The organism is Massilibacillus massiliensis (assembly GCF_900086705.1).
GTDB lineage: Bacteria > Bacillota > Negativicutes > FLKF01 > FLKF01 > Massilibacillus > Massilibacillus massiliensis.
Genome location: NZ_LT575483.1, coordinates 335,222 through 361,157, shown reverse-complemented (window position 1 = coordinate 361,157; position 25,936 = coordinate 335,222). Strand labels below are relative to the sequence as shown.

Here is a 25,936-nt window from a genome sequence, read left to right as displayed (position 1 = left end):
GAGGTAGATTGTTTTGAAATTTTTGAGTGGAAACCAACTGCGTGAAAAATATTTGCAGTTTTTTAAGAATAAGGGGCATTTAAGATTGCCAAGTGCATCGCTAATTCCTGAGAACGATCCTACTTTATTAATGATTGGCGCAGGCATGGCACCTTTTAAACCTTTCTTTACAGGAAAAATGAAACCACCTTGTGAACGCATCACAACGAGTCAGAAATGCGTTAGAACAGGTGATATTGAAAATGTAGGCAGAACGGCTAGACATCAGACTTTTTTTGAAATGCTGGGTAATTTTTCGTTCGGAGATTATTTTAAAAAAGATGCAATTCAATGGGCCTGGGAATTTTTAACTGTAGAACTAGAAATGCCAAAAGATAAATTGTGGGTGACGATCTATCCAGATGACGAAGAAGCTTTAAAAATTTGGACTGAGGAAGTCGGCGTAGATCCGAATCATGTCGTAAAATTAGAGGATAATTTTTGGGAGATAGGACCGGGCCCATGTGGACCATGCTCTGAAATTTATATTGATTTGGGTGAAGAACGTGGTTGTGGCAGTGCAGACTGTGCAGTAGGTTGTGACTGTGATCGTTTTCTTGAAATTTGGAATTTAGTATTTACACAATATGATCGTGATGAAGCGGGAAATTATACACCGCTTGCAAAGAAAAATATTGATACAGGTGCTGGTTTAGAACGTCTTGCATCGGTATTACAGAATAAAAGATCTAATTTCGAGACAGATTTGTTATTTCCAATCATCTCGTATGCAAGTAAAGTTTCTAATGTAGCTTATGGAACGAGTGAAAAGAATGACATTTCTCTAAAAGTTATAGCAGATCATGCGAGAAGTATGACAATTATGATCTTAGATGGTATTTTACCTTCGAACGAAGGACGTGGTTATGTACTTAGAAGGATCATTCGTCGTGCAATTCGTCATGGCCGTTTGTTAGGAATAGAAGAGAGTTTCTTGACAGGAGCAGTTGCTTCCGTTATTGAAATTTTTGGTAATGTATTTCCAGAGCTTATAGAAAAGCAAGCGTACATAAAGAAAGTAATTCATCTAGAGGAAGAACGTTTTCATACAACACTCGCACAAGGGATTGATTTATTAAGTAAACATATTGATGAACTAAAAGCGAGTGGAAAAAAAGTTTTAGACGGTGAAGCAGCTTTTAAACTGTATGATACTTTTGGATTCCCTTGGGAATTAACCGCTGAAATTTTGGAAGAACACCATATTGATTTAGATAAAGAAGCATTTGATGTAGCAATGAAAGAACAGCGGGATCGGGCGAGAGCTGCACGACAGGAAAATCAACGTGTTGCAATTCCTGATTTACGAGATTTGGATACAGAGAAATTGACGAGAGATGAAAAAGCCAAGCAAGCAAAGATTGTTTGCATTTGGAAAGATGGAAAAATGGTCGACAGCATTCATGATGGTGAAGAAGCAGGAATCATTTTGGATGTGACACCTTTTTATGCTGAAGGTGGTGGACAAATTGGTGATAGTGGAAAATTTGTAACTGAGTTTGGTAAAGTATCTATAACGAATGCAAAAAAATTACCAAATGGTACAATTTATCATATTGGCTATGTAGATGAAGGTGTCTTAAAAGTCGATGATACCATTGCAATCCAAATCGATCATGCGGCAAAACGGGCAACAGCACGCAATCATACAGCAACGCATTTATTGCAGGCTGCGTTAAAAAAAGTGCTTGGAGAACATGTCAATCAAGCTGGTTCTTCAGTAAGTCCGGAACGTTTGCGCTTTGATTTTTCACATTTTGAGGCTGTTACAGAAAAACAACTTCAAGAGGTGGAAAAACTCGTAAGTGATGTTATTCTAAGCGGAACAAAAGTTGATATTTTTGAAACAAGCCAAGAAGAAGCAAAAGCTATGGGAGCAATGGCTTTATTTGGTGAAAAGTATGGCGATCGTGTAAGAGTTGTCTCGGTCGGTGATTATAGTAAGGAACTTTGTGGTGGAACGCATGTGGAAAATGTTGCAATGATCGGTTTACTTAAAATTGTGAGTGAGTCAGGCGTTGCTTCTGGCGTAAGGCGCATTGAAGCAGTGACAGGTGCTGTAGCACTGCAAATGGTGAATTCACAATTAGAGAAACTTCATGGAGCAGCAAATATGTTAAAGGTTCGCCCAGAAGAAGTTGTTACTCGACTAGATAGTGTTTTAGCTAATGTAAAATGTTTAGAGCAAAGCTTAAATGAAATGAGTACAATCAAAGTAAAAGCGGATGCACAAAAATTGCAGGATTGTGCTGAAACTATAAATGAAATTCCAGTAATTGTTTGTGAAATTCATGCAAAAGATATGGATGAAATCAGAAAAATTGCGGATGCAACAGCAGAAAAATTGCAGCATGGTGCGGTTATTTTAGGTGCTGTAGTCGGTGATAAAGTGAACTTTGTCGCAAAAGTCAGCAAAGAAGCGGTCGCAAAGGGTGTTCATGCTGGAAATATTGTCAAAGCAGCAGCAAAAGTTGCTGGCGGCGGTGGCGGCGGACGTCCGGATATGGCGCAAGCCGGCGGAAAATCCCCAGAAAAATTAGTAGCGGCATTAGAAGCAGCAAAAGTTGCAATAAAAGATCAAATCAAATAATTGCATTGATTGATAGGGCGGATAATAAATTATTATTTGCCCTATCGTATTTAAATTAGGATTTTAGAAAGGAGATTGGCAGTTTAGGCAGAATAGAATATACAAGGTGGTAGATAATATACGAGAGGGGGATGCTCAAGATGGCAAATATGGAAGAAACTATGATGTTTAAGGTTGGTGCGGATGAGACAAACGAAGCTGCGCTCATAATAAAAGAAGTATGCAAAGCAATGCAGGAAAAAGGTTATAATCCCATTAATCAACTTGTTGGTTATCTGCTTTCAGGAGATCCTGCCTATGTGACTAGCTATAATAATGCTAGAGGTATGATACGTAAGTTAGAAAGAGATGAATTATTAGAAGAATTGATACAAGCTTATATTAAAGAACAAAAATAGGTATTGTATATTCTGGAGGGAAAATGCGGATACTAGGACTTGATGTTGGGGACAGGACAATTGGAATTGCGGTAAGTGATGCGTTAATGTTCACTGCCCAAGGCGTTGAGACGATTCGAAGAACATCATTAGAGAAAGATTTAAATAGATTAAAAGAGCTGATGCAACAATATGAGACCAATAGATTATTGATTGGACTGCCCAAGAATATGAATGGTACGATTGGCCCTAGAGGAGAGTTGGTACAGGTTTTTGGTGATGAAGTTCGAGCGTTAATTCCTGGGACGGAAATTATCTTTTGGGACGAACGTCTATCAACGGTAGCTGCTACAAAATCTTTGATTGCTGCAGATGTAAGTCGAGCAAAAAGGAAAAAAGTCATAGATAAAATGGCAGCGGTATTTATCTTGCAAGGATACCTGGATAGTAGAGCTTGACAGTTAAGATCTTCTAGTATAGTCTATTGATAGCGTTGTAGCATAGTTAGAGTCTAAAATAAACGATGAGGTGAACCGAATGACAGATAAAGAAAAAGATATGATGGATGAAAACGAAGAATTAGTAGTTGTTATGACTGATGAGGAAGGTAATGAATTTTATTATCGTGAAGAATTAATTATCCCTGTTGGTGATGAAAAATTTGCACTTTTAGTTGCTATATCTGATGAATGTGAAGACGAAGGCTGCGATTGTGGATGTGGGGATGAAGATGCTTTCATCGCTAAGATCGTTAAAAATGAAGCCGGCGAAGAAGAATATATTGAGCCAACAGATGAAGAATATGAAGCTGTCCAAAAAGCATATGATGCTTTAATGGAAGAAGAAGAAGCTGAATAATTTTATACTGAGGTTTTTAAAGCCCCCTTTCGTTTTATGAAAGGGGGCTTTATTTTGCAATCCAATTATAGTGTAAGTTTTTGTATAATTTACTATAAAATTTTCTATACTTCATTTTTTATGTCATATTGTGTATAATATACTAATGGCGTTGTATGAATATATAGCGGATTAGAAGGGATGAAATGCATGATTGAAATAAAAAAAGACAAGCAATTATCAAAATGGATGATCGCTAGCTGCGTGCTCGCTTTTATATTATTAAGTTTTGGATATGGCGTTTTGCATATGCAAAATTCGCCAGCTAGGAATATGAATCAAAGCCAAACAGCAGATGTAGATGTGTATGTAAGAATTAAGCCGGGCATGGATGCGGAAAAAATAGCAAGTATTTTATATGAAAAAGGTGTTACGGATAGTGTATTAGGGTTTAGGATCATGGCCAAAATCCATGGCTTGGATAATAGCTTAAAAGCAGGTGATTATGCATTTAATAAAAAGATGTCTTATGGGCAGATTATTGATATCTTAGCAAAAGGAAAAACATCAGCGTTTAATATCACCATTCCAGAAGGGTATACAGTCACACAAATTGCAAAATTATTAGAAGAAAAAGGTATTGTGAAAACGAGTGATTTCGAAACACTTGCAAAAGAGTATGCACCTTATGAATATATGACGAATCATGTTGACAGCAAATATCGTGCAGAGGGGTTTTTGTTTCCTGATACCTATCAGGTTGCAGAGGGACAAACGGCAAATGATATACTAAATATGATGTCTAAGCATTTCGATGGTCAATTTACGCCGGAGATGCGCAGTCGTGCAGAGCAGATGGGACTTAGTATTCGTGAAGTGATTATTCTTGCTTCGTTAGTAGAAAAAGAGGCGCAGATTGATAGTGATCGGCCTATTATTGCGCAAGTATTTATGAATCGTTTGCGTGCTTTTATGCCATTACAATCTTGTGCAACGATTCAGTATATACTAGGGTATCCTAAGCCAGAGCTTACCGTGCAAGATACAAAAATTGAATCGCCCTATAATTCTTATCAACATAGAGGTTTGCCTCCTGGCCCAATTGCAAATCCGGGGCTTGCGTCAATTAAGGCAGTTCTTTATTCAGAGCCAACCGATTATTTATATTTTGTCGCTGACAAGAATGGAAAGCATCATTTTAGTAAAACATATGAAGAACATTTAAATGCAATAGATAGGATAGAATAAATGGAACGATTATTGACCAAAATGGAACTTTATGCTGAGCAGTATCATGTTCCTATCATTAATGCAAAGGGAAAGAACATTTTAACAAAAATTATTACGGATAAAAAACCGCATAGAGTACTGGAAATAGGTACAGCAATTGGATATTCAGCATTATTGATTGCGCAAAATAGTGCTGACGACGTTAGACTTACGACAATAGAGTTAAGTAAAGATAGGGCGGAAATTGCACAATCCTTCATTGAAGAATCGACTTATGCAAATCAGATTGAAATTATAATTGGTGATGCTGCGAAAGTTTTGGATACATTGGAAGATTATTATGATCTGGTTTTTATTGATGCGGCAAAGGGGCAATACGTAAATTATCTTTATAAAGTATTGCCCATGCTATCTGATGAGGCCGTAATTATCGCTGATAATGTTTTGTTTCGTGGTTATGTAAGAAGTCAAGAAAAACCACCTAGACGGTATAAAACAATTGTGAATAGACTGAGAGAATATATTGAAATAGTAACGAATCATGCTAGATTTGATACGGAAATTTATGAAAATGGTGATGGTCTTGCTGTTTCTTATTGTAGGAGGAAAAATATTGAAAAAACCTGAATTGTTGGCTCCGGCAGGAAATTTGGAAAAATTGAAGATGTCATTTATTTATGGCGCCGATGCAGTATTCCTAGGTGGTAAGGCTTTCGGTCTACGCGCATTTGGAGGCAATTTTACCAATGAAGAATTAAAGGAAGGGGTAGAGTTTGCCCATAAATTAAATAAAAAAGTCTATGTAACAGTAAATATATATCCACATAATAGTGACTTAGAAAAATTGCCTGATTATTTGCGGTATCTGGAATCTATTGAAGTGGATGCTATTTTAGTTGCAGATTTAGGTGTGTTTACAATTGCTCGTGAAGTAGCACCCAAATTACATATCCATATTAGTACGCAAGCCAATAATACGAATTGGGCATCTGTTCGTTCTTGGAAAAACATGGGCGCTTCTCGCGTGGTTTTGGCACGGGAATTATCTTTAACTGAGATTGAGGAAATTCGAAAAAAATGTGACGTGGAATTAGAAATGTTCGTTCATGGTGCAATGTGTATTTCTTATTCTGGACGTTGTTTGATGAGCAATTATTTTACAGGACGGGATGCAAATCGCGGTAGTTGTGCGCAGTCTTGTCGTTGGAAATATAGTCTGATGGAAGAAAAAAGACCGGGTGAGTACTTTCCAGTTTTGGAAGATGAACGGGGAACTTACATTTTTAATTCGAAAGATATGTGTTTATTGCCCTATATCGACAAAGTTATTGAAAGTGGTGTAGATAGCCTTAAAATTGAAGGTCGCATGAAAAGTGTACACTATGCTTCTAGCGTTGTTAAAGCATATCGACAGGCCATTGATAGTTATTTCGAAGATCGAGACAAGTTTGTTATGAAAGAAGAATGGTTAGATGAATTACAAAAGGTATCGCATCGAGAGTATACCACCGGTTTCTATTTTCATCGTCCGACAGATAAAGATCAAATTTACGGTTCTTCATCTTATATTCAAACAAGTGATTTCATTGGCTTAGTGCTGAGCTATGATGAAAAAACAAAATATGCTACGATTGAACAAAGAAACAATATGAAACGTGGTCAAGAAATTGAGATTGTTCAGCCAACAGGAAATACATTTATGCAAAATATTGAAGCGATGTTGGACGAAGAAAACAACCCAATTGAAGTAGCACCACATGCACAGCAGATTATTAAGATTGCAATGCAACAACCTGTAGAACCATATTCGATGTTGAGACGGAAGGAAAACTATGAAAGAGCTAGTCAAAATAAAGATCAATCCTAAAGACATAAATTTTTTTAATCGTATTATGGAAGGGTATGAATACTTAGGAATTGTAAGTACATTAAATAAAAAGGACGGAATCGTCGTTGTCAGAACTACACCTGATACTTATGATGAGGTTAGAGAAATTGTGAATCATTTACAGTTAGAATATATTGAATATATCGATGTGTAAAATTTATTAAAATCAACTTAATTGAGCCATACTATTTACGTGAGGTGAATGGTATGGCTTTTTCAGTAAAGCGGATTTACTATATATTGCTTATGTTCTCTGTTTTGGGTGTTGTAATTTTTATACGATTGTTTTATTTGCAAATCATTATGGGCAAAGATTTGGCGATATCGGGGTTATTTAGCAGAGTTCAGGAAGTTGAACTTCGACATGAACGAGGAGAAATCTTTGATCGTAATCTAAATGCCATGACGAATCGAAATAAACACTACGATGTTACAATATTTCCCAGCCAATTAAAAGATAAGTATGATTCGATCGCTGCCTTGGCAAAGTATAGCGGTATTCCGGAATCAAACGTATATGCCAGTCTGGATAAGGCTGTGAAGCCGATAAAATTTGCGGAGAATGTGCCAAAGAAAGCAGCGCTTGCAATTAAAAGTAAGGAAATTCATGGTGTATTAGTGAATGAATCTACGAATCGTTATAGTGATGTGGCAAGTCATGTCATTGGCTATTGTAATTTAATAGACAATCGAGGTATGAGTGGCTTAGAAGCGATGTATGATGAAAAATTAAGGTTTGGCAGTAAAGAGTACTTGGCAGCTGTAATTGATGCAAGAAGTAATTTAATTCCGGGACTCAGTTATAGAAAATTCAATTTAGAAAAACGAGATGAAAAATTTGATTTAATTTTAACTATGGATAATGCAATACAAAGAAGCGTAGAACAGGCTTTTGATAAATATGCAACAAAAGGTGCAGTTATTGTTATGGAACCAAAAACTGGAGATGTTTTAGCGATGGTGTCAAGACCTAATTTTGATGCTACACATTTAGAGCAGTATTTAAACGGTGAAAACGGAGCATTGTTAAATAGAGCAATTAGTGCATATCCACCGGGATCAGTATTTAAATTGGTTGTAGCGGCTGCTGCACTAGAGCAAAACTTGGTTTCATTGAACGAATCTTTTATTGATAAAGGGTTTATTGATGTTGACGGTACAAAATTTAGACGATGGGATTATAAAAGTGGAACTAGAAAAATAACGTTTCAAGATGCTATTGCTTATTCTAGTAATCCGGTATTAATTGAAGTTGGCCTGCGTATGGGAATGAAAAACTTGGTGAATTTTGCAGAAAAGATTGGTTTCGGGGAAAGAACGAGTTTAAGTTTTTATAATGAAATGCAGGGGAATTTACCAGCACAGGATAATATTTATCGGGGAGAGTTGGCAAATTTATCCATTGGACAAGGCGAATGTGAAGTGACCCCAATACAAATGGCGGCATTTGTATCAACGATTGTGAACTATGGAATAAAAGTAAATCCGGTTTTAGTAAGCGCTATAATCGATGAAAATGGCGAAAAAATAAATATGCGTGACAAAAAGGAAGCAAAACGTATATTTTCTTTAGAAACTGCTGAAAAAATTAAAAAAATGATGATTGCAGTTAATCAATACGGAACAGGACAAGCCGCTTGGATTGAAAATGGAGGATCGGCAGGGAAAACTGGTTCTGCAGAAACGGGAAGAAAAGGAACGGATGGAAAAGGGATTAATCATGCATGGTATGTTGGTTTTTCGCCAATAGAGGAACCCAAATATGTTGTTGCTATTTTTGTTGAAGATGGGATGTCGGGCGGAGATGTTGCGGCTCCAATCTTTAAAGAAATTATAGAAAAAATCTTGTAATCTATTTGACCTTTTAAATATTTTCTAGGCATAATGCGCATTTTGTGGTAAAATATAAAAGCATATTTTGGATTAAGGCTGTGAGTATTTTGAATAAAGTTTTAGTATTACATGGGCCAAATCTTAACTTGTTAGGATTGCGTGAGCCGGAAATTTATGGTTCAACAACCCTTGCGGACATCGATCAAATGCTAATGGAAGAAGCAAAAAAAGCCGGGGTGGCTTTAGAGGCTATGCAGACGAATCATGAAGGGATACTTATCGATGCAATTCAGGCAGCGAATGATAAATATGATTTTATTATTTTAAACGCAGCCGCGTTTACGCATTATAGTATAGCAATTCGCGATGCAATTGCTGCAATTCACGTGCCTGTAATAGAAGTTCATTTGTCTAATATTCATAAACGTGAGAAATTTAGGCATAATTCTGTTATTGCACCGGTTGTAGTTGGGCAAATATGTGGTTTTGGTGCTGATAGTTATTTTGCTGCATTGCAAGTTGTTATTCATAAATTACAATAGGGAGGCGAGCAAATGGAAGCTCGTTTAGCTCAATTAAGACGTTTTTTAGAAAAACAAGAATTAGATGCGGTTATCATTCACAAATTCGAAAATATAAGTTATTTTAGTGGTTTTTCTGGAACTTCTGGAATTGTTATTGTTACCAGGGCAAGTGCTAAATTAATTACAGATTTTCGTTATGTTGAGCAAGCTGTGAAAGAGGCTGTCTTATTTGAAATTGTTGAACATAAGAAAAGTATTTTAGCACAAGTTTCTGAAGAAATTGCGCATGAAAGTATCACACGGGTTGGCTTTGAGGGGGATTCAGTTACTTATAATGAATTTTCAATCTTAAAACAACATTTAAAAAATATTAAATTAAAAGCTGTTGGATTAGATCAACTCCGAAGCATCAAAGATAGTGTTGAGATAAAAAAAGTAAAAAAAGCTGTAGCGATTAGTGATGCTGCTTTTGACTATATTGTAACAATAATTAAACCAGGTGTAAGTGAAATTATGATTGCAGCTGAGCTGGAAATGCGCATGCGTAAATTAGGTTCTTCAAAACCTGCGTTTGATACAATCGTAGCTTCTGGGCATAGAGGAAGCTTGCCACATGGTTTGGCGACAGATAAAATACTTGCTGAAGGTGAGCTTGTCACGATGGATTTTGGTGCTGTATACGAAGGATATCATTCTGATATTACGCGTACGGTTTGTGTTGGTAAAGCGAATAACCGGCAACGTGAAATTTACCGTATTGTGCTGGAGTCTCAGTTACTAGGTGTGAAGTCTGTTAAAGCTGGTAAATCCGGTAAAGAAGTTGATACGATTGTTAGACGTTTTATTATGGAAGCAGGTTATGGTAAATTTTTTGGACATGGATTAGGCCATGGTGTAGGGCTCGCGATTCATGAGCTTCCAAGATTGTCACCTTCTAGTTCATCTGATCAACTAGAAGAAAATATGATCGTTACCGTTGAGCCTGGAATCTACATTCCTGAATTTGGTGGCGTGAGAATTGAAGATACTGTTGTGGTTACAAGTGCTGGTTGTGATGTATTGACTAGTAGTAGTAAGCAGTTAATAGAAATAAACCCTTGAAATAAATGGGAATAAATGGAGGACGTAAGAATGATATCTAGTAGTGATTTTAGAACCGGGTTAACGCTTGAAATTGATAATGGAGTATGGCAGATTGTTGATTTCCAGCACGTGAAACCAGGTAAAGGGGCTGCATTTGTTAGAACAAAAATAAAAAATGTGAAAACGGGCGCAGTAATTGAACGTACTTTTAATCCAAACGAAAAATTGCCGAAAGCACATGTTGAAAATCGTGCGATGCAGTTCTTATATGAAAATGATGGTATGTATACATTTATGGATAATGAAACATATGAGCAAACTGAGCTTACAAAAGAGCAGCTTGGTGATGCTTTAAAATTCTTGAAAGAAAATATGGATATTAATCTTTTAACTTTTAAAGGAACAATCATTGGTGTTGATCTGCCTAATTCTGTAGATTTAGAAGTAGCTGAGTGTGACCCAAGTGTCCGTGGTGATACAGCAACAGGTGCCACTAAAATGGCAAAACTTGAAACCGGGTATTCTGTACGTGTGCCATTATTTATTAATCAAGGGGATATTTTACGAATTGATACACGCACTGGAAATTATATTGAACGAGCTTAATAAAATGATAAAAATCCGATGAAAAAACATCGGATTTTTGTTTTTATAGGCATAAGCAACTTTATGTTATGGGCATAATAGCTATAGTTTCCTAAAGTGAATGTAATGGAGGTTGATACTATTATGACAAATGTAAAAGAACGAGTTGCATATTTACATGGATTAACGAAGGGTTTAAATGTAAATGAACAGACACCAGAAGGTAAGGTTATTTTAAATATTATTGATGTCTTAGAGGACATGGCAGATGACGTACAAGATATTCATAGTTTGCATCATGATTTAGAAACTTATGTAGAAACATTGGATGAAGATTTAAATGATTTAGAAGAAGATTTTTATGAGGATTCTACGAGATATGCGGACGATTTTGTAGAGATGCAATGTCCTGTTTGTCATGAGGAAGTTTCTTTTGAATCAGATATTTTGGATACGAAAGATGAGGTAGAGGTTACCTGTCCTCATTGTGGAAGTGTAGTTTACGATAATATTACAGATGGTGACTGTGTGTATGAGATAGATCGAGATGGTGCATATAATTCTTCGTATACTTATTCTGATAATCCGGGATTGTAATAAGTATTTCGAATATATAATATGATTAGGATATATTTAATAAAGAAATTTTATTAAATATATCCTATTTTTTTGTACTAAAATTCTGTGTTCTGCCATATCTATGTAAAGAAAGGTGGAATGTTATGGTAAATACAATTGAGAAAATAAGAAATGATATTTATCCATATTTGCCACTTCATATGATTCATTTATTGAAACAAGTCGATTTTTTGCTTATGAATCAAGTGATTGAGATAAGACTTCGTGTAAATCAGCCTTTTCTGCTTGTTTTACCTGATCGTATGTATACAATTCAGGATGACGGTGTTGTAAACGGCGATTTAAAAACAGGTTATATTTGTAATAAAAATGATATTTCTAACACCATACAAGCGATGACGAAAAATTCTTTCTATGCGCTGGAACAGGAATTGAGAATGGGTTATATTACATTAGAAGGCGGTCATAGAGTTGGATTGGCGGGACAGGCCATTTTAAATGATGGAAAATTGAAGGCGATTAAGAATATAAGTTCTATAAATATACGTATTTCTAGAGAAGTAAAAAATTGTGCAAAGGATATCATGCGTTTTTTGATTGATCGAAACCAGCATATTTTTAGTACTTTAATTATTGCACCACCACGCTGTGGCAAAACGACCTTATTACGCGATATTGTGAGGTCTTTCAGTAGGATGGAAATGAATTTTAGTGGTGTACAAGTTGGTGTCGTGGATGAGCGTTCAGAAATTACGGCTTGTAAAAATGGAATTCCTACATTAGATATAGGTTATTGCGTGGATGTTTTGGATGGATGCCCCAAAGCGACTGGAATTCTTATGCTCATTCGATCTATGGCACCGGATGTAATTGTTACAGACGAACTTGGCAGAGAAGAGGATGTGATTGCACTAAATGAAGCTTTGCATGCAGGTGTTTCTGTTATTACGAGTGTACATGGAAAGAATTTAGAAGATGTGAAAAATCGTCCATATGTCAAGCAACTAATAGAAGAAAAATATTTTGAGCGATATATTGTATTGACAAATCAGCCTAAGATAGGCTCTGTACAGGAAATTATTGATGTGAAAAAAACGCATCATTTATTTTCAAAAACAAACGAAAAAGAGGAGTTTTTATGCTGCTGAAGTTAATTGGTAGTATTTTTGTTATTTTTGCGGGAAGTTATCTTGGCTTTTCAATGGCGCAGCGTTATACAAAACGGCCAAATCATTTACGACAAGTTTTGAGCTGTATTGTAGCGTTAAAATCATATATGAATTATACTGCTATGCCGCTTAGTGATGGTTTGATGAATTGTACAATTGGTGTGAATCAAGAAGTTGCTAATTTCTTTACTACAACGGCAACCTTATTAAAGGAAGATTATTTAATGTCCCCGCAAGAAGCAATTCGAAAAAGTTTAGAAATGTATAAAAATAAGTTGTCTTTAACGAAAGAAGATTGTGAGGTATTAATGCTTTTTGGTTGTCATCTTGGGAAAATGGATCGTGAGGAGCAGCAAAAATATTTAGCGATGATTCAAAAGAGATTAGAAATATTGGAGAATGAAGCTGCAATACTCAGGGATAAAAACAGTAAAATGTATCGGTATCTAGGTGTATGTGGAAGCTTGATGATCGTACTTTTATTATTATAGAAAAGAGAGAGTTTCTCTCTAAGGAGGTGGAGCCATGGGGCTGGATCTATTATTTAAAATTGCTGGTGTTGGAATTTTAATTTCGGTTTTTCATACAGCATTAAAACAAGCTGGGAAAGAAGACATGGCACATTTGTGCACATTAGCAGGCTTTACTTTGGTTTTGTTATGGGTAGTCCAGTTATTAGGTAAGCTATTTTATACAGTCCAGGATGTATTTAAACTTCAATAAGAGGTGGACTATGGAAATCATTAAGATTGTTGGGGTTGGATTTGTTGTTACAATGCTAGCTTTAATCTTAAAAAAAGATCGCCCGGAGTTTGCAATTCAACTAAGTCTGGCCGTAACAGTTATTATATTTTTACTTATATTAAACAAGCTCCATGTTATATTACAATTGTTTTATGATTTAGCAGAGAAAGCGAATATTAGCATGTTGTATTTAAATACCTTGTTAAAAATTATCGGGATTGCTTATATCACGGAGTTCGGGGCGCAAGTATGTAGAGATGCTGGAGAAGGAGCGATTGCTGGAAAAATTGAATTTGCGGGTAAAGTAATGGTAATGGTAATGGCAATACCAATCATCGCGTTGGTAATTAACACAATCGTCAAATTGCTGCCGTAAGGTGATGAAATGAAAAAATTTTTGATCATATTTTGTTTGTGTATGTATTTTACTGCAGATGTAAATGCAAATGAAAATAAGAACGCAGATACAGAATTTATTATTGGACAGGTTTTTCAAGATTTATCTGTGGAACAAATCAATCAATTTGTTGTTGAAGCTAATAAAGAACTTGAGGAAGATATTCCTTTACTGAATTTGACAACAATCCAAGACTTGATTCGGAAGGGATTACATTTTGATTTTCAAGAAGTACTACAGATTGTGTTAAAAAAGATATTTTCAGAAATGTTTCTCAATATGCATTTGATCGGTAATTTATTGTTTTTAGCAGTTTTAAGTGCTATGCTGCAAAATTTACAAAATGCATTTGAAAAATCTAATATTGCAGTATTGACTTATAGTGTATGTTTTTCATTTTTATCTGTGATTGCTTTAAATGCTTTTTATAATGTATTAAAAATTGCATCAAATGCAATTGATCATATGGTTTCATTTATGGAAGCCTTGTTGCCATTGCTGATTACTTTACTAGCTGGAATGGGATCGCTTACGACTGCGGCATTATTTAGCCCCTTAATGTTACTGTTGGTCAGTGTAGTGAGTTTAATTGTAAAAAATTTGGTCTTACCTTTTTTATTAATCAGCGCAGCACTAACTTGTGTAAATTATTTAACGGAGAAATATCAATTAAATCATTTGACCAATATTTTTAGGCAGTCGGGTATGATTGTTTTAGGCTTTGTCATGATGATTTTTATTGGTGTAATTACAATTCAAGGGGTTGCTGGAAGCATTGCTGATGGTGTTGCGCTTCGTACAGCGAAATTTGCTACAGCTACATTTATCCCCGTTGTCGGAAAAGTATTTGCAGATACTGTGGAGCTTGTTATGGGAGCATCTTTACTGCTTAAAAATTCGATTGGTATTTTTGGGGTTATTGCAATTGGAACAATTTGTTTATTGCCAATGATAAAAATTCTTTCACTTGCTTTTATTATGAAAATGACAGGTGCATTAATAGAACCAATCGGGGATTACAAATTAGCGAAATGTTTAACTTCAATGGGAGATCATTTATTGTTGGTTGTTGGAGCTTTATTGACGGTTATATTAATGTTTTTTTTGACGATTACGATGATTGTTGGTGCTGGTAGTGTGGCTTTGATGTTAAGGTGATAAACTGGTGGTGTTTTTATGTTGGAAATGATAACAAACTGGGTAAAGAGCTTAATGATGCTAGTCTTATTTGCAGCATTTTTAGAATTAATTTTACCAAGTAATACAATGAAGAGTTTTATAAGAGTTGTTGTTGGATTATTAATTATGGTAGCTATTTTAAATCCTATGATAGATTTTTTTGAAAAAGGTTTTCAAATACAATCAGTCCCTGTTTTTGGTAAACAAATTGTTGATCAGGCAAATATAAATTTAGCAGATACGAAGGAAAAAAAAGATGCAGTTGTTTATAAAATTTACAAAAATGAACTGGAAAATCAAGTAAGAGTTACAGTTGAATCTTTGCGGGATGTTGCAGCTGCAAAAGTAGAGATAAACCTTAAACCAAGTTCGGAAGAAGAAAAAAATAAACAAATACAGCATATGATTGTTTTTGTCAAACCTAAAGAGCAATCGGATGCATCTATTGTCTCAAAAGTAGATTTAAAAGTAAAAAAAAATGAACCGCAAATGGAATTAAAGACGGATCTAAAAAATATGATTTTACGTACGTTGTGTGAAATGTATCAACTTCAACCAAAAGAAATTGAATTGAGATTTTGGAATGAGGAGATAAATTGATGAAACAATTACAAGAAAAAATTAAAAATATGCAGTTCTTTTTACAGAATCATGGACTAAATACAAGAGTAGTTTGGTTAGGCGTTATTGGGATTGTACTTTTAATTTTTGGTAGTATTTTTGATGGAAATATGCTATCCTCTAAAACCCTACCTAATTCGGAGGCAAAAAATGATGTGAATGTCGAGATGGATACAAATAATAAAAATTCTTATGAAAAAAATTTAGAATATAAGCTTACGCAACTTCTATCAAGAACAAAAGGTGCAGGTAATGTAGCAGTTAGTATTACATTAGAAGGAAGTGCAAGGCAGGAACATGAAAAGAATATCGTAAAAGAAACGAAGACGGTGCAGGAAAAAGATACATCAGGTGGTGTCAGAACAACTACTGAAATAAAAGAAAATCAACAAATTTTAGTAAATAAAGAAAATGGTGTTGATAAGCCAGTTGTGTTACGAGAAATTAATCCTACAATAAAAGGGGTATTAGTGATTGCTGATGGTGCTGCAGACTCCATTGTAAAAGCAAATTTAACGAAAGCGGTGGAAACCAGTTTAGGTATTTCCAGTTATAAGATTACTGTTTTACCACAACGAAAATGAGGTGTGATGAATGCTTATTGTTGTAAAGTCATTAAAAAAAATGATGGTAGTATGTTTTTTGCTATTTTTGGTGATGCTGATAAGTAGTATGATATGGAGAGGATACGCAGAAGAAGTAAAAGCGGATAAATCAAATGCAATGCAAGTGGTTAAGGTCTTTGAACCAGAAACACAGGCGAAAATAGATTTTTTTACGGAGTATCGTTTAGAACGTGATAAAATACGTAGTGAACATTCGGATATGCTTCGTGAGACAATTAAAAATGCAACTTCAGAAGAAGAACGGCATAGTGCACAAGAAAGTGTGCTAAAAATGGTACAAGAAAAACAACGTGAAACAGAAGTAGAAAATCTCATAAAAGCAAAAGGCTTTGCAGATGCATTGGTTTTTTTACGTGAGAATTCAGCGAATGCAATCGTAAAAGCAAATACATTAACCAAAGAGGAAGTAATCCAAGTTGCTGATGTAATTTGTCGAATGACGAGTGTTAAACAAGAAGATATTACAATCAGTGCGAAACCTTAATATATATGTATTTTGTTTGTATAATTTTTAGTTGTTTGTTATAATTTAGATATAGCTTTAGAATTTTATATGTATTATGAGTTATTGGAGGTTTAATCATGGACAACAAAGTTGAAAATAGCAGCGTTGGTTCTATTCGTATTGCCGATGAAGTCGTAAGTATTATTGCTGGTCTTGCAGCAACTGAAGTTGAAGGAATTGCAGCAATGAGTGGAGGCCTTGTTGGAGGTATTGCTGAAATTTTAGGTAAGAAAAACCTCGCAAAAGGTGTAAAGGTAGAAGTTGGTGAACGTGAAGCAGCGGTAGATTTGTATATTATTGTTGATTATGGCGTGCGTATTCCAGATGTGGCTTTGACTGTCCAAGAAAATGTGAAACGTTCTATTGAAAGTATGACGGGGTTAAATGTTGTTGAAGTAAATGTGCATGTGCAAGGCGTGGGATTCCATGATACGAATAAAGATGATGAAGTAAGAGTGCGTTAGGAAGTGACGAATCTATATGCAGATAATTGATCGTATTATTTTAGCGTTGTATACACTTGCAATAACAGTTTTAACGTTGGGTATAATTGTTTTGACTCTGCAGTTTTTTTCTGAAGAGTTTATATGGACAAACTTTATGTTTGTCATTTCGCGTTGGGAAACTGGTGGAATAGCCGTAATTTTTTTACTTATGAGTTTGAGATTACTAAAAGTCAGCCTAACTCGAAGTCGAGCATCGCAGAATGATGAAGCAGTTATTATTCATACGGCAATTGGTGATGTTCGCATTGCCGTTATCGCAATTAAAAATTTAGTAGAGAAGGTAATACGCAGTATTAACGGCATACGGAATGTGAAAATTTACATCATTGTTGAAAGAAGACAACAGAATCAATTAGAAAATACAAATGTTAGAATTGAGAGCAAAATTGTTGTTAGTCCGGAAAGTGATGTTATACGGATTTCTGATCAGATTCAACAAATGGTAAAGGAAAAGATAAAGACCACGATTGGAATTGAAGTGGACGAGATAGATGTATTAGTTGAAGACATATCAAATGCAGGGATCCAAAAGCAACGTGTAGTTTAACTGGTTTTGATGAAGAGGTGAAAAGATGGATGTTAAGGCATTTCTGGAGGCAGTGTGGCAGAATCATCGGGGTAAACTTGTTGGTACGATTTTAGGAAGTATGATAGGTATATCAATTTTACTTTTTGGCTTTTTTAAAACAGTATTTATTATGATTTGCGGTTTGATTGGTCTTTTTGTAGGTAAGCGAGTAGATGATAAAGATGATTTAATGGATATTGTAGAGAAAATAATTCCATCAGGGTTTAAACGTTGATCGTTGACGAAAGAATTGATTAAAGTTACATAATTTAGTAAGATGTGATATCATATGATGTTGACAAAGCTTCATGATCAATCGAAGTGTTAGGAAGAGGAAGGTATTTTATGAGTCGTAGAAGAGCTAGGGAAGTCGCTTTGCAAGCACTATTTCAATTGGATTTTAACAAAATTGATAATGAGGATGCGCTGCAAGCTGTGCTGAGTGAAAGTAAGATTTTGAGTGATAGTGCTAGATCTTATGCGGGATGCATTGTAAGTGGAACACGAGAGCATTTAGAAGAAATAGATCAGATGATCTCAAAAAATTCGGCTGAGTGGAAAGTAGAACGTATGCCAAGCGTGGATCGTAATATTACGAGAATGGCTGTTTATGAGTTGTATTTTGGCGATGAAAAGTTAACACCGAATATTATTATTAATGAAGCTGTAGAGTTAGCGAAAACATTTGGGACGGATGCTTCAGCTAAATTTGTAAATGGTATTTTAGGCGCTATGATAAAAAAATACTAGTTTACGTTATAGTTTAGTTGTATATAAGTGATAGCAGCATAGTTAAGTAGTGAAACTATACTGCTATCTAAATAAGTCGTATCTACCGGACGTTGGTCTGGTTTTTTTATTATGATAAATTTTTGGATAGAGGGGTAGTTTTGAATATTTATAGTGTAAGTGAAATTACAAAATATATGAAAAATACCATAGATCATGATCCGATTTTAAGTAACATCTTTTTACGTGGGGAAATATCAAATTTTAAATGTCATTCGTCTGGCCATTGTTATTTTACTTTAAAAGATGCTGCAGCAAGTATAAAAGTAGTTATGTTCAAAAGTAAAGCACAATATTTGAAGTTTACACCTGTGAATGGAATGAAGGTTGTTGCAAATGGATACATCAGTATTTTTGAGCGTGATGGACAATATCAACTTTATATAATGAATTTATTCCCAGAAGGAATTGGCGAGCTAAGTTTGGCTTTTGAGCAATTAAAGGAAAAATTAACAAAGGAAGGCCTATTTGACACAATACATAAACAAGAATTACCTGTATTCCCTAAAACCATTGGTGTAATTACCTCGGCAACTGGATCTGTTTTACGTGATATCTACACGGTTTCCAAAAGGCGGAATCCCAATGTTAGTTTAAGGGTTTATCCCGTACAAGTGCAAGGGGAAGGGTCTGCTGAGCAAATTGTACAAGCATTAGGTGTATTTAACACAAAGTATCCTGTAGATGTAATTGTGCTGGCTCGCGGTGGTGGTTCTATGGAAGATTTATGGTCATTTAATGATGAACGAGTCGTCCGTGCTATTTATTCCACTCAAATTCCCGTTGTATCTGCAATTGGCCATGAAACAGATTTTACTTTGTCTGATTTTGTCAGTGACGTTAGGGCTGCAACGCCTTCTCAAGCAGCAGAATTAATGGTTCCAGATGCAGGAGAGCTGTCAAAATATATACAAAATTTGCAGGAAAGATTACGGAATAGGGTATCTGCCACTATACGGGATAAACGAAGTCAATTAAACGGATGTCTAAAAAATAAAGCTTTGATGAATCCTCACTTAATGTTGGATGCAAAGAAACAACAGTTAGATCAAATGGTTGAAAAACTCGAGTATTTAAAAAAATCTGTTTTGACAGAGAAGAATCATGAGATTCGTATTATATTAGAAAAGTTGCATATTTTGAATCCTCTTTCTTTAGTAGCGCGTGGGTATAGTGTTGTAGAGAAAAAGGGGAAGATATTAAAAAGCGTTAAAGAAGTGAAAATTGGTGAACGTATTGAGGTTACTGTAAGTGATGGACAGATAAAATCGATTGTTGAAAATATCGAGAAAGGAGTTCAAGCATAAAATGGCACGTGTATCAAGCAAAAAAGTTTCTTTTGAAGAAGGTTTAGAAAAACTGGAGAATATTGTGAAAGAATTAGAAGGCGGAGATTGCAGCTTAGAAAATTTATTGAAAAAGTATTCTGAAGGTGTTCTGTTATCGAAAGCCTGTATGGAACAGTTAGAGAGTACAGAAAATGCAATTGATAAATTGTTAAAAGAGACGAAGGGAAAAATTCAAGAAACAGTTTTAGACATAGGGGAGGAATAAGAGATGCTAAAAAAATATTGTAATGAAAAGATGAAATTGATAGAAGCAGAGCTTGACGAAATTTTTCATCTCACAGAAGAACCTATAACGTCTATTCTTTATGAATCTATGCGATATAGTATAACTGCCGGAGGAAAAAGGTTAAGACCCATTCTTCTGTTGGCTGCAGCAGAAGCGATAGGCAAAGACGGAAATCAATATTTAAAGGTTGCCTGTGCATTAGAAATGATTCATACATATTCTTTGATCCATGATGACCTACCGGCAATGGATAACGATGATTATCGGCGTGGAAAGCTTACAAACCATAAGATTTATGGTGAGGCAATGGCAATTTTAGCTGGCGATGCATTGCTCACAAAGGCCTTTGAAGTAATAGCGAATCAGAAAAATGTAGATGCAGTTAATTTGATAAAAGTGATTAGTGAAATAAGTCAAGCTGCCGGCCCGGATGGAATGGTCGGCGGACAGGCACTTGATCTATTATCTGAAAATAAGAAAATTCCTGCGGATGTGTTGAGATTAATGCATCAAGCAAAAACAGGTGCTTTGTTTAAAACTGCGATTCGTGCTGGGGCTATATTAGCTGATGCTACAGAGCGGCAACTTGCTGCTCTTACGCAGTATGCAGAAAATTTCGGATTAGCATTTCAAATCACAGACGATATTTTAGATGTAGTTGGAGCAGAAGAAAAGATCGGTAAACCTGTTGGCAGTGATGAAAGAAATCATAAATCAACGTATGTGTCTCTATATTCATTGGAAAGGGCACAAGAAATGGCTGCAAATGCAGTGAACGAAGCATTACAAGCATTAGATATTTTTGGTGAGGAAGCAGCTTTCTTAAGAGAAGTTGTACAGTATCTGATAGCGCGCGATTGCTGAGGTGGCATCATTGGAAATTTCATTTTTGTCAGTTACGAAAAATATTGTTTTAATGTCGGCTGTAATGGCGTGGATAGTAGCACAAATTTTAAAAACTGTCATTTATTATTATATGTTAAAGGAATTCAGCATTGAAAGAATGTTTGGTGCGGGTGGGATGCCAAGTTCTCATTCAGCGCTTGTTGTTAGTTTAAGTACAGCAGTTGCTTTTGTAGAAGGCATTGACTCCACAGCTTTTGCGATTTCAGTGATTTTTGCTGGAATTGTAATGTATGATGCAACCGGTGTAAGACAAGCTGCAGGAAAGCATGCAAAAGCGATTAACCAAATTTTCAAGCAGTTGAGTACTGAAAACAATATTAGCTTGAAGGAATTATTAGGGCATACGCCGATTGAAGTGATGGCGGGAGCTGTGATTGGATTTTTTGTAGCGTATGTTTTTTGTAAAATAATGCTTTTAAGATCAATCCTATGATATAATATTCAGAAAACATGATTTGAAAATTTACTCTGGTTTGTTTTTGAAAGCGCATGTTTTACATATACAGAGTTATATAAGGAAGTGACTTAATTTTGAGTACTATATTAAGTTCAATAGATAGCCCGTTACAGTTAAAAAATCTTTCTTTGGCACAGCTTAATAAGCTCGCAGGAGAAATCCGCGAGCTTATTATTCATACTGTAGCAAAAAATGGGGGACATTTAGCGCCTAATCTAGGGACTGTCGAATTGACGGTTGCCTTGCATAATGTTTTCCATTGTCCGAATGATAAAATTGTTTGGGACGTTGGACATCAGGCATATGGACATAAAATTTTAACGGGAAGACGAGAACGATTTGCTACTTTAAGGCAAACCGATGGAATAACTGGATTTCCCAAACGTAGTGAAAGTGTATATGATAGCTTTGGGGTTGGGCATTCTAGCACCTCTATTTCTGCTGCCTTGGGAATGGCAATTGCGCGTGACTTAGATCATAAAAATCACTATGTGATTGCAGTGATCGGCGATGGATCTATGACTGGTGGAGAGGCCTTTGAGGCATTAAATAATGCAGGTGATTTAGGAAAGCATTTGATTGTTATCTTAAATGATAATGAAATGTCAATTGATAAAAATGTCGGTGCTTTATCAGAATATTTATCAAAAATGCGTACAGCTCCGACTTACAATAAAGTTAAGCATGATCTGGAATTTTTATTAAAACGCATACCCACAATTGGCGGTAGTGTCGCTAAAGCAGTAGAGCATATAAAGGATAGCTTGAGGTATCTATTGGTACAAGGTGGTGTGTTTGAAGAGCTTGGTTTCACGTATGTTGGACCAATTGATGGGCATAATATTGAACTTTTAACCGATGTTTTAGAAAAAGCGAAAACAATGAAAGGTCCAATTTTAATACATACATTAACAAAGAAAGGAAAAGGTTATTTCCCAGCGGAGACTGAGCCGGATAAGTTTCATGGGGTGGGTCCATTTTGTGCAGAAACTGGAGAGATTAAAAAGTCTACAAATTGTATTCCTTCTTATACTTCTATTTTCAGCAAGACTTTAGTTTCGCTTGCTGAAAAAGATGACGATATTGTAGCAATTACTGCGGCAATGCCTTCTGGAACAGGGCTGAAACATTTTTACGACTGTTTTCCAGACCGATTTTTGGATGTTGGCATTGCAGAACAGCATGCGGTTACTGTTGCAGCAGGACTGGCCAGTCAAGGGAAAAAACCAATTGTCGCACTGTATTCAACGTTTGCTCAACGTGCGTATGATCAAATTATTCACGATGTTTGCTTGCAAAAATTGCCTGTTGTTTTTAGCTTGGATCGAGCGGGTATTGTCGGTGAAGATGGACCGACACATCATGGTTTATTTGACTATAGTTTTTTAAGGCACATGCCTAATATTACAATTATGGCACCTAAAGATGAAAATGAGCTGCAACATATGCTGTACACAGCGTTTCAATTGAATGCGCCAGTCGCACTGCGATATCCACGCGGCAGTGGGACTGGTGTTAAGCTGGATATGGAATTCACTACATTGCCAATCGGAAAAGCAGAAGAAATAAAAGCTGGCAATGATGTTGTGTTTTTTGCAGTTGGTGCGATGGTAGAGGTGGCTAAACAGGCAAGTGAATATTTAAGCTATGTCGGAATCGATGCTGGGGTTGTAAATGCAAGATTTATTAAACCTCTTGATGTTGAAATGTTAAAGGAACTTGCGAATCGTACTCGCTATATTGTTACTGTTGAAGATCACGTACTAGCTGGTGGATTCGGCTCGGCCGTGTTAGAGTATCTGAATGACTATGGAGTAAATCAAGTAAAAGTTTTAAGGCTTGGCTTTCCTGATAAATTTATTGAGCAAGGAACCAGAAAAACATTATTGGATAAATACACTTTAAGTGGGGAAACAGTGGCGAAAAGGGTCAGTGATTTTATTCGTCAATAGATTGTAATTTATGCCGAATTTAAAAATAAAAATAAGTGGGCTTAACTGTAAAATTGAAAAAGGACAAACAGTGGGGAAATACTGTTTGATCGTTAAAGTAGTTAGCTGGGGTGTGGTGAAAAATATGGGAAAAGAACGATTAGATGTGCTGCTTGTTGAAAAAAATTTGGTAACAAGTCGGGAGCGAGCGAAATCGTCGATTATGGCGGGACTTGTTTATGTGGATGGACAAAAAGTTGACAAGGCAGGTACTCTGGTAAAAGATACGGCTGATATAAAAGTGACTGGCGATAGTATTGGGTATGTGAGTCGAGGTGGATTAAAGTTAGCGAAAGCAATCGAAGAATTTGCTATTAATTTAAAAGATCAAATCGTTGCTGACATAGGTGCATCGACAGGCGGTTTTACAGATTGTTCTTTAAAAAATGGCGCGAAAAAGGTCTATGCAATAGACGTTGGGTATGGACAACTTGCATGGTCTCTTCGGACAGACGCGCGCGTGATCAATATGGAACGTACGAATATAAGAAATGTTACGCCGGACGATTTGGCAGAAAAGTTGAATTTTGCTTCTATTGATGTCGCTTTTATTTCTCTAGAGAAAGTTTTGCCTGCGGTAAAGGATCTTTTGTTGCCAAATGGGCAGATTGTGGCTTTAATAAAACCTCAATTTGAAGCCGGAAAAGATAAAGTAGGCAAAAAAGGCGTGGTGCGTGAGCCTGAAATTCATGAAGAAGTGATTCATAAAATTATTGATTTTTGCAATGCCAATGCTCTCTTGCCAGTAAATTTAACATATTCACCGGTAAAAGGACCTGAGGGAAATATTGAATATTTATTACATTTGTTTTTGGAGAAACCTGATGAAGCATGTGTAAATGAGACAGAGATTGCTGCTATTGTCAATGAGGCACATAATCGTTTAAAATAAGAGGATCGGAGGGAAATAATTTTGTTTACAATAGGTGTTTTCCCAAATATACATAAAGAAGATGCTGATTTAGTTCTAAAGCGAATTGTTGAATTTTATGCAACTAAAAAAGTAAAATTATTATTACCTCAAAAAGCTGCGGATGAATTAGGGTATCCAGAGCTGGGGACGGAAAATTTACTTGATGAAAAAATTAGTATAGGTTTGACAATTGGCGGAGATGGAACCTTGTTAAATGCATGTCGTAAAGTGGCCGATAGGAATATTCCTGTTTGTGGAATTAATATAGGCAGGCTTGGATTTTTGGCGGACATTGAACTTACGGAATTAGAGAATAAATTAGATAAAATTTTAAAAAATGATTACCGTATTGAAGAACGTTTAATGATTGCAGCTATTATTAAGAGAGAGGATGCAATGACTTACGTTGGTTCGGCGATCAATGATATTGTTGTTACAAAGAGTGGGTTTGCAAGAATGCTTACATTAGGTTTAAGCATTGATGATTATTTGGTAGCAAACTATCAAGCGGATGGTCTTATTGTATCTACATCAACCGGTTCTACAGGCTATTCATTATCTGCTGGTGGCCCGATTATTAATCCTAGTTTAAAATTGCTATTGGTAACGCCCATTTGTCCACATACATTGAACGCGAGACCGATGATTATATCTCAAAATGAAGAAGTTCGGATTAATATTGATGCATCTCATACTGATATTGTACTTACTTTTGATGGACAAGATAGCTATCATTTATTGCCTGGAGATGAAGTGGTTGTCAGAAAGTCGCCGCTGGTTGCAAAGATTATTAAATTTGAAGATAAAAATTACTATCATACAATGCGAACGAAGTTATGGAAAGGTAATTAGGAATGCAAACTATAAATGTAGTTAGTGCAGCACATCATTTATTAATCCAAAAAATAAAACATTCACAGCGAATTTTAGATGCGACTGCGGGCAACGGTAATGATACTCTTTTTTTAGCTGAACATTCTCCTGCAACTGCTGAAATCTATGCATTTGATATTCAGCAACATGCTTTAGATGTAACAAAGCAGAAACTACAAGAACAAGGTTTGTTGAAGAAAGTGCGGTTGATTTTAGCAAGTCATGATCAAGTGAATCAATATGTAGAAGAACCCATTGATATTGTAATGTTTAATTTGGGATATTTGCCGGGAGGAGATCACACACTTACAACAGATGCTAAAACAACGATTTCTGCATTGGAAAAAACGATGGCATTGTTGAATATAAACGGTATTATCTCTATAACTGCATATAGAGGACATCAGGCTGGTTGTATAGAACATCAGCAATTGGCAAATCTACTAATGAATTTACCAATGAGAAACTTTACGGTTAGTTGTTATTCGATGGTAAATCATTTGGAAACATCACCTGTACTATATTTGATTGAAAAAGTTAGGAGTTGATTGA

At 35.7% G+C, this 25,936-nt stretch carries 33 protein-coding genes; all 33 read left to right on the top strand.

Annotated elements, in window-relative coordinates; all coding sequences use genetic code 11:
* Positions 1 to 13 precede the first annotated feature (13 nt).
* The 33 genes from alaS (at position 14) to BN6559_RS01810 (ending at position 25,932) form a co-directional block, all read left to right on the top strand.
* The gene (gene alaS, locus BN6559_RS01970) at positions 14 to 2,629 is read left to right on the top strand and encodes an alanine--tRNA ligase (RefSeq protein ID WP_110953188.1); all 2,616 of its coding nucleotides are present in this window, start codon (positions 14 to 16) and stop codon (positions 2,627 to 2,629) included.
* Between the two features lie 140 nt (positions 2,630 to 2,769).
* Entirely contained in the window at positions 2,770 to 3,027 is a 258-nt protein-coding gene (locus BN6559_RS01965; RefSeq protein ID WP_110953187.1) for an IreB family regulatory phosphoprotein, read from the top strand.
* Positions 3,028 to 3,050: 23 nt separating this feature from the next.
* On the top strand, positions 3,051 to 3,464 hold the full coding sequence (gene ruvX / locus BN6559_RS01960) for a Holliday junction resolvase RuvX (RefSeq protein WP_110953186.1): 414 nt from the start codon (positions 3,051 to 3,053) through the stop codon (positions 3,462 to 3,464).
* A gap of 79 nt (positions 3,465 to 3,543) precedes the next feature.
* A complete protein-coding gene (locus BN6559_RS01955; RefSeq protein ID WP_110953185.1) occupies positions 3,544 to 3,864 on the top strand; it encodes a DUF1292 domain-containing protein in 321 nt (106 codons plus the stop codon).
* Between the two features lie 189 nt (positions 3,865 to 4,053).
* A complete protein-coding gene (gene mltG / locus BN6559_RS01950; protein WP_110953184.1) occupies positions 4,054 to 5,091 on the top strand; it encodes an endolytic transglycosylase MltG in 1,038 nt (345 codons plus the stop codon).
* Positions 5,092 to 5,700 (top strand): O-methyltransferase, encoded by a 609-nt coding sequence (locus tag BN6559_RS01945; protein ID WP_110953183.1) that lies wholly within the window; start codon positions 5,092 to 5,094, stop codon positions 5,698 to 5,700.
* On the top strand, positions 5,687 to 6,940 hold the full coding sequence (locus BN6559_RS01940; RefSeq protein ID WP_110953182.1) for a peptidase U32 family protein: 1,254 nt from the start codon (positions 5,687 to 5,689) through the stop codon (positions 6,938 to 6,940). The genes BN6559_RS01945 and BN6559_RS01940 overlap by 14 nt, the downstream gene beginning before the upstream one ends.
* Complete coding sequence (locus BN6559_RS01935; protein ID WP_110953181.1) at positions 6,906 to 7,115, top strand: DUF4911 domain-containing protein; 210 nt, start codon at positions 6,906 to 6,908, stop codon at positions 7,113 to 7,115. The genes BN6559_RS01940 and BN6559_RS01935 overlap by 35 nt, the downstream gene beginning before the upstream one ends.
* Positions 7,116 to 7,168: 53 nt before the next feature.
* Positions 7,169 to 8,812 carry a peptidoglycan D,D-transpeptidase FtsI family protein gene (locus tag BN6559_RS01930; RefSeq protein ID WP_110953180.1) on the top strand — a complete coding sequence of 548 codons (1,644 nt, stop codon included), beginning with the start codon at positions 7,169 to 7,171 and terminating at the stop codon, positions 8,810 to 8,812.
* A gap of 89 nt (positions 8,813 to 8,901) precedes the next feature.
* Positions 8,902 to 9,336 (top strand): type II 3-dehydroquinate dehydratase, encoded by a 435-nt coding sequence (aroQ, locus tag BN6559_RS01925; protein WP_110956230.1) that lies wholly within the window; start codon positions 8,902 to 8,904, stop codon positions 9,334 to 9,336.
* Between the two features lie 12 nt (positions 9,337 to 9,348).
* Positions 9,349 to 10,419, top strand: a complete 1,071-nt coding sequence (locus BN6559_RS01920) for a M24 family metallopeptidase (protein WP_110953179.1) — start codon at positions 9,349 to 9,351, stop codon at positions 10,417 to 10,419.
* A gap of 30 nt (positions 10,420 to 10,449) precedes the next feature.
* Entirely contained in the window at positions 10,450 to 11,007 is a 558-nt protein-coding gene (gene efp, locus BN6559_RS01915; RefSeq protein WP_110953178.1) for an elongation factor P, read from the top strand.
* A gap of 123 nt (positions 11,008 to 11,130) precedes the next feature.
* Positions 11,131 to 11,583, top strand: a complete 453-nt coding sequence (locus BN6559_RS01910) for a CD1247 N-terminal domain-containing protein (protein ID WP_110953177.1) — start codon at positions 11,131 to 11,133, stop codon at positions 11,581 to 11,583.
* 125 nt (positions 11,584 to 11,708) lie between these two features.
* Positions 11,709 to 12,713, top strand: coding sequence for a stage III sporulation protein AA (spoIIIAA, locus tag BN6559_RS01905; protein ID WP_110953176.1), 1,005 nt, complete (start codon positions 11,709 to 11,711; stop codon positions 12,711 to 12,713).
* Complete coding sequence (locus BN6559_RS01900) at positions 12,704 to 13,225, top strand: stage III sporulation protein AB (RefSeq protein WP_110953175.1); 522 nt, start codon at positions 12,704 to 12,706, stop codon at positions 13,223 to 13,225. The genes spoIIIAA and BN6559_RS01900 overlap by 10 nt, the downstream gene beginning before the upstream one ends.
* 34 nt (positions 13,226 to 13,259) lie before the next feature.
* A complete protein-coding gene (gene spoIIIAC / locus BN6559_RS01895; protein ID WP_110953174.1) occupies positions 13,260 to 13,457 on the top strand; it encodes a stage III sporulation protein AC in 198 nt (65 codons plus the stop codon).
* Between the two features lie 10 nt (positions 13,458 to 13,467).
* Positions 13,468 to 13,854 (top strand): stage III sporulation protein AD, encoded by a 387-nt coding sequence (spoIIIAD, locus tag BN6559_RS01890; protein ID WP_110953173.1) that lies wholly within the window; start codon positions 13,468 to 13,470, stop codon positions 13,852 to 13,854.
* A gap of 9 nt (positions 13,855 to 13,863) precedes the next feature.
* On the top strand, positions 13,864 to 15,033 hold the full coding sequence (spoIIIAE, locus tag BN6559_RS01885) for a stage III sporulation protein AE (protein WP_110953172.1): 1,170 nt from the start codon (positions 13,864 to 13,866) through the stop codon (positions 15,031 to 15,033).
* An 18-nt stretch (positions 15,034 to 15,051) separates the two neighbouring features.
* Positions 15,052 to 15,654: a stage III sporulation protein AF gene (spoIIIAF, locus tag BN6559_RS01880; protein ID WP_110953171.1), complete on the top strand. Its 603-nt coding sequence runs from the start codon at positions 15,052 to 15,054 to the stop codon at positions 15,652 to 15,654.
* Positions 15,654 to 16,259: a hypothetical protein gene (locus BN6559_RS01875; RefSeq protein ID WP_110953170.1), complete on the top strand. Its 606-nt coding sequence runs from the start codon at positions 15,654 to 15,656 to the stop codon at positions 16,257 to 16,259. The genes spoIIIAF and BN6559_RS01875 overlap by 1 nt, the downstream gene beginning before the upstream one ends.
* Before the next feature lie 10 nt (positions 16,260 to 16,269).
* Positions 16,270 to 16,785: a SpoIIIAH-like family protein gene (locus tag BN6559_RS01870; protein ID WP_110953169.1), complete on the top strand. Its 516-nt coding sequence runs from the start codon at positions 16,270 to 16,272 to the stop codon at positions 16,783 to 16,785.
* 98 nt (positions 16,786 to 16,883) lie between these two features.
* Positions 16,884 to 17,270, top strand: a complete 387-nt coding sequence (locus BN6559_RS01865) for an Asp23/Gls24 family envelope stress response protein (RefSeq protein ID WP_110953168.1) — start codon at positions 16,884 to 16,886, stop codon at positions 17,268 to 17,270.
* Between the two features lie 16 nt (positions 17,271 to 17,286).
* Positions 17,287 to 17,859 (top strand): alkaline shock response membrane anchor protein AmaP, encoded by a 573-nt coding sequence (gene amaP / locus BN6559_RS01860; protein ID WP_110953167.1) that lies wholly within the window; start codon positions 17,287 to 17,289, stop codon positions 17,857 to 17,859.
* A 25-nt stretch (positions 17,860 to 17,884) separates the two neighbouring features.
* Positions 17,885 to 18,115 carry a DUF2273 domain-containing protein gene (locus BN6559_RS01855; protein WP_110953166.1) on the top strand — a complete coding sequence of 77 codons (231 nt, stop codon included), beginning with the start codon at positions 17,885 to 17,887 and terminating at the stop codon, positions 18,113 to 18,115.
* Between the two features lie 110 nt (positions 18,116 to 18,225).
* A complete protein-coding gene (gene nusB / locus BN6559_RS01850; protein ID WP_110953165.1) occupies positions 18,226 to 18,630 on the top strand; it encodes a transcription antitermination factor NusB in 405 nt (134 codons plus the stop codon).
* A gap of 140 nt (positions 18,631 to 18,770) precedes the next feature.
* Positions 18,771 to 19,976, top strand: a complete 1,206-nt coding sequence (gene xseA / locus BN6559_RS01845; RefSeq protein ID WP_110953164.1) for an exodeoxyribonuclease VII large subunit — start codon at positions 18,771 to 18,773, stop codon at positions 19,974 to 19,976.
* Between the two features lies 1 nt (position 19,977).
* The gene (gene xseB, locus BN6559_RS01840) at positions 19,978 to 20,223 is read left to right on the top strand and encodes an exodeoxyribonuclease VII small subunit (RefSeq protein WP_110953163.1); all 246 of its coding nucleotides are present in this window, start codon (positions 19,978 to 19,980) and stop codon (positions 20,221 to 20,223) included.
* 3 nt (positions 20,224 to 20,226) lie between these two features.
* Complete coding sequence (locus BN6559_RS01835; protein ID WP_110953162.1) at positions 20,227 to 21,108, top strand: polyprenyl synthetase family protein; 882 nt, start codon at positions 20,227 to 20,229, stop codon at positions 21,106 to 21,108.
* A gap of 10 nt (positions 21,109 to 21,118) precedes the next feature.
* Positions 21,119 to 21,583, top strand: coding sequence for a divergent PAP2 family protein (locus tag BN6559_RS01830; RefSeq protein ID WP_234407791.1), 465 nt, complete (start codon positions 21,119 to 21,121; stop codon positions 21,581 to 21,583).
* Between the two features lie 98 nt (positions 21,584 to 21,681).
* Positions 21,682 to 23,559, top strand: coding sequence for a 1-deoxy-D-xylulose-5-phosphate synthase (gene dxs / locus BN6559_RS01825; protein WP_110953161.1), 1,878 nt, complete (start codon positions 21,682 to 21,684; stop codon positions 23,557 to 23,559).
* A 124-nt stretch (positions 23,560 to 23,683) separates the two neighbouring features.
* A complete protein-coding gene (locus tag BN6559_RS01820) occupies positions 23,684 to 24,490 on the top strand; it encodes a TlyA family RNA methyltransferase (protein ID WP_110956228.1) in 807 nt (268 codons plus the stop codon).
* A gap of 21 nt (positions 24,491 to 24,511) precedes the next feature.
* Positions 24,512 to 25,363: an NAD(+)/NADH kinase gene (locus BN6559_RS01815; RefSeq protein WP_110953160.1), complete on the top strand. Its 852-nt coding sequence runs from the start codon at positions 24,512 to 24,514 to the stop codon at positions 25,361 to 25,363.
* A 2-nt stretch (positions 25,364 to 25,365) separates the two neighbouring features.
* Positions 25,366 to 25,932 carry a tRNA (mnm(5)s(2)U34)-methyltransferase gene (locus tag BN6559_RS01810; RefSeq protein ID WP_110953159.1) on the top strand — a complete coding sequence of 189 codons (567 nt, stop codon included), beginning with the start codon at positions 25,366 to 25,368 and terminating at the stop codon, positions 25,930 to 25,932.
* The last annotated feature ends 4 nt before the right edge of the window (positions 25,933 to 25,936 follow it).

Excerpts from the sequence above, each read along its gene's own strand:
- BN6559_RS01965 (WP_110953187.1), top strand. The coding sequence starts at position 2,770 with ATGGCAAATATGGAAGAAACTATGATGTTTAAGGTTGGTGCGGATGAG.
- ruvX (WP_110953186.1), top strand. The coding sequence starts at position 3,051 with ATGCGGATACTAGGACTTGATGTTGGGGACAGGACAATTGGAATTGCG.
- BN6559_RS01955 (WP_110953185.1), top strand. The coding sequence starts at position 3,544 with ATGACAGATAAAGAAAAAGATATGATGGATGAAAACGAAGAATTAGTA.
- mltG (WP_110953184.1), top strand. The coding sequence starts at position 4,054 with ATGATTGAAATAAAAAAAGACAAGCAATTATCAAAATGGATGATCGCT.
- BN6559_RS01945 (WP_110953183.1), top strand. The coding sequence starts at position 5,092 with ATGGAACGATTATTGACCAAAATGGAACTTTATGCTGAGCAGTATCAT.
- BN6559_RS01935 (WP_110953181.1), top strand. The coding sequence starts at position 6,906 with ATGAAAGAGCTAGTCAAAATAAAGATCAATCCTAAAGACATAAATTTT.
- BN6559_RS01930 (WP_110953180.1), top strand. The coding sequence starts at position 7,169 with ATGGCTTTTTCAGTAAAGCGGATTTACTATATATTGCTTATGTTCTCT.
- BN6559_RS01920 (WP_110953179.1), top strand. The coding sequence starts at position 9,349 with ATGGAAGCTCGTTTAGCTCAATTAAGACGTTTTTTAGAAAAACAAGAA.
- efp (WP_110953178.1), top strand. The coding sequence starts at position 10,450 with ATGATATCTAGTAGTGATTTTAGAACCGGGTTAACGCTTGAAATTGAT.
- BN6559_RS01910 (WP_110953177.1), top strand. The coding sequence starts at position 11,131 with ATGACAAATGTAAAAGAACGAGTTGCATATTTACATGGATTAACGAAG.
- spoIIIAA (WP_110953176.1), top strand. The coding sequence starts at position 11,709 with ATGGTAAATACAATTGAGAAAATAAGAAATGATATTTATCCATATTTG.
- BN6559_RS01900 (WP_110953175.1), top strand. The coding sequence starts at position 12,704 with ATGCTGCTGAAGTTAATTGGTAGTATTTTTGTTATTTTTGCGGGAAGT.
- spoIIIAC (WP_110953174.1), top strand. The coding sequence starts at position 13,260 with ATGGGGCTGGATCTATTATTTAAAATTGCTGGTGTTGGAATTTTAATT.
- spoIIIAD (WP_110953173.1), top strand. The coding sequence starts at position 13,468 with ATGGAAATCATTAAGATTGTTGGGGTTGGATTTGTTGTTACAATGCTA.
- spoIIIAE (WP_110953172.1), top strand. The coding sequence starts at position 13,864 with ATGAAAAAATTTTTGATCATATTTTGTTTGTGTATGTATTTTACTGCA.
- spoIIIAF (WP_110953171.1), top strand. The coding sequence starts at position 15,052 with ATGTTGGAAATGATAACAAACTGGGTAAAGAGCTTAATGATGCTAGTC.
- BN6559_RS01875 (WP_110953170.1), top strand. The coding sequence starts at position 15,654 with ATGAAACAATTACAAGAAAAAATTAAAAATATGCAGTTCTTTTTACAG.
- BN6559_RS01870 (WP_110953169.1), top strand. The coding sequence starts at position 16,270 with ATGCTTATTGTTGTAAAGTCATTAAAAAAAATGATGGTAGTATGTTTT.
- BN6559_RS01865 (WP_110953168.1), top strand. The coding sequence starts at position 16,884 with ATGGACAACAAAGTTGAAAATAGCAGCGTTGGTTCTATTCGTATTGCC.
- amaP (WP_110953167.1), top strand. The coding sequence starts at position 17,287 with ATGCAGATAATTGATCGTATTATTTTAGCGTTGTATACACTTGCAATA.
- BN6559_RS01855 (WP_110953166.1), top strand. The coding sequence starts at position 17,885 with ATGGATGTTAAGGCATTTCTGGAGGCAGTGTGGCAGAATCATCGGGGT.
- nusB (WP_110953165.1), top strand. The coding sequence starts at position 18,226 with ATGAGTCGTAGAAGAGCTAGGGAAGTCGCTTTGCAAGCACTATTTCAA.
- xseB (WP_110953163.1), top strand. The coding sequence starts at position 19,978 with ATGGCACGTGTATCAAGCAAAAAAGTTTCTTTTGAAGAAGGTTTAGAA.
- BN6559_RS01835 (WP_110953162.1), top strand. The coding sequence starts at position 20,227 with ATGCTAAAAAAATATTGTAATGAAAAGATGAAATTGATAGAAGCAGAG.
- BN6559_RS01820 (WP_110956228.1), top strand. The coding sequence starts at position 23,684 with ATGGGAAAAGAACGATTAGATGTGCTGCTTGTTGAAAAAAATTTGGTA.
- BN6559_RS01810 (WP_110953159.1), top strand. The coding sequence starts at position 25,366 with ATGCAAACTATAAATGTAGTTAGTGCAGCACATCATTTATTAATCCAA.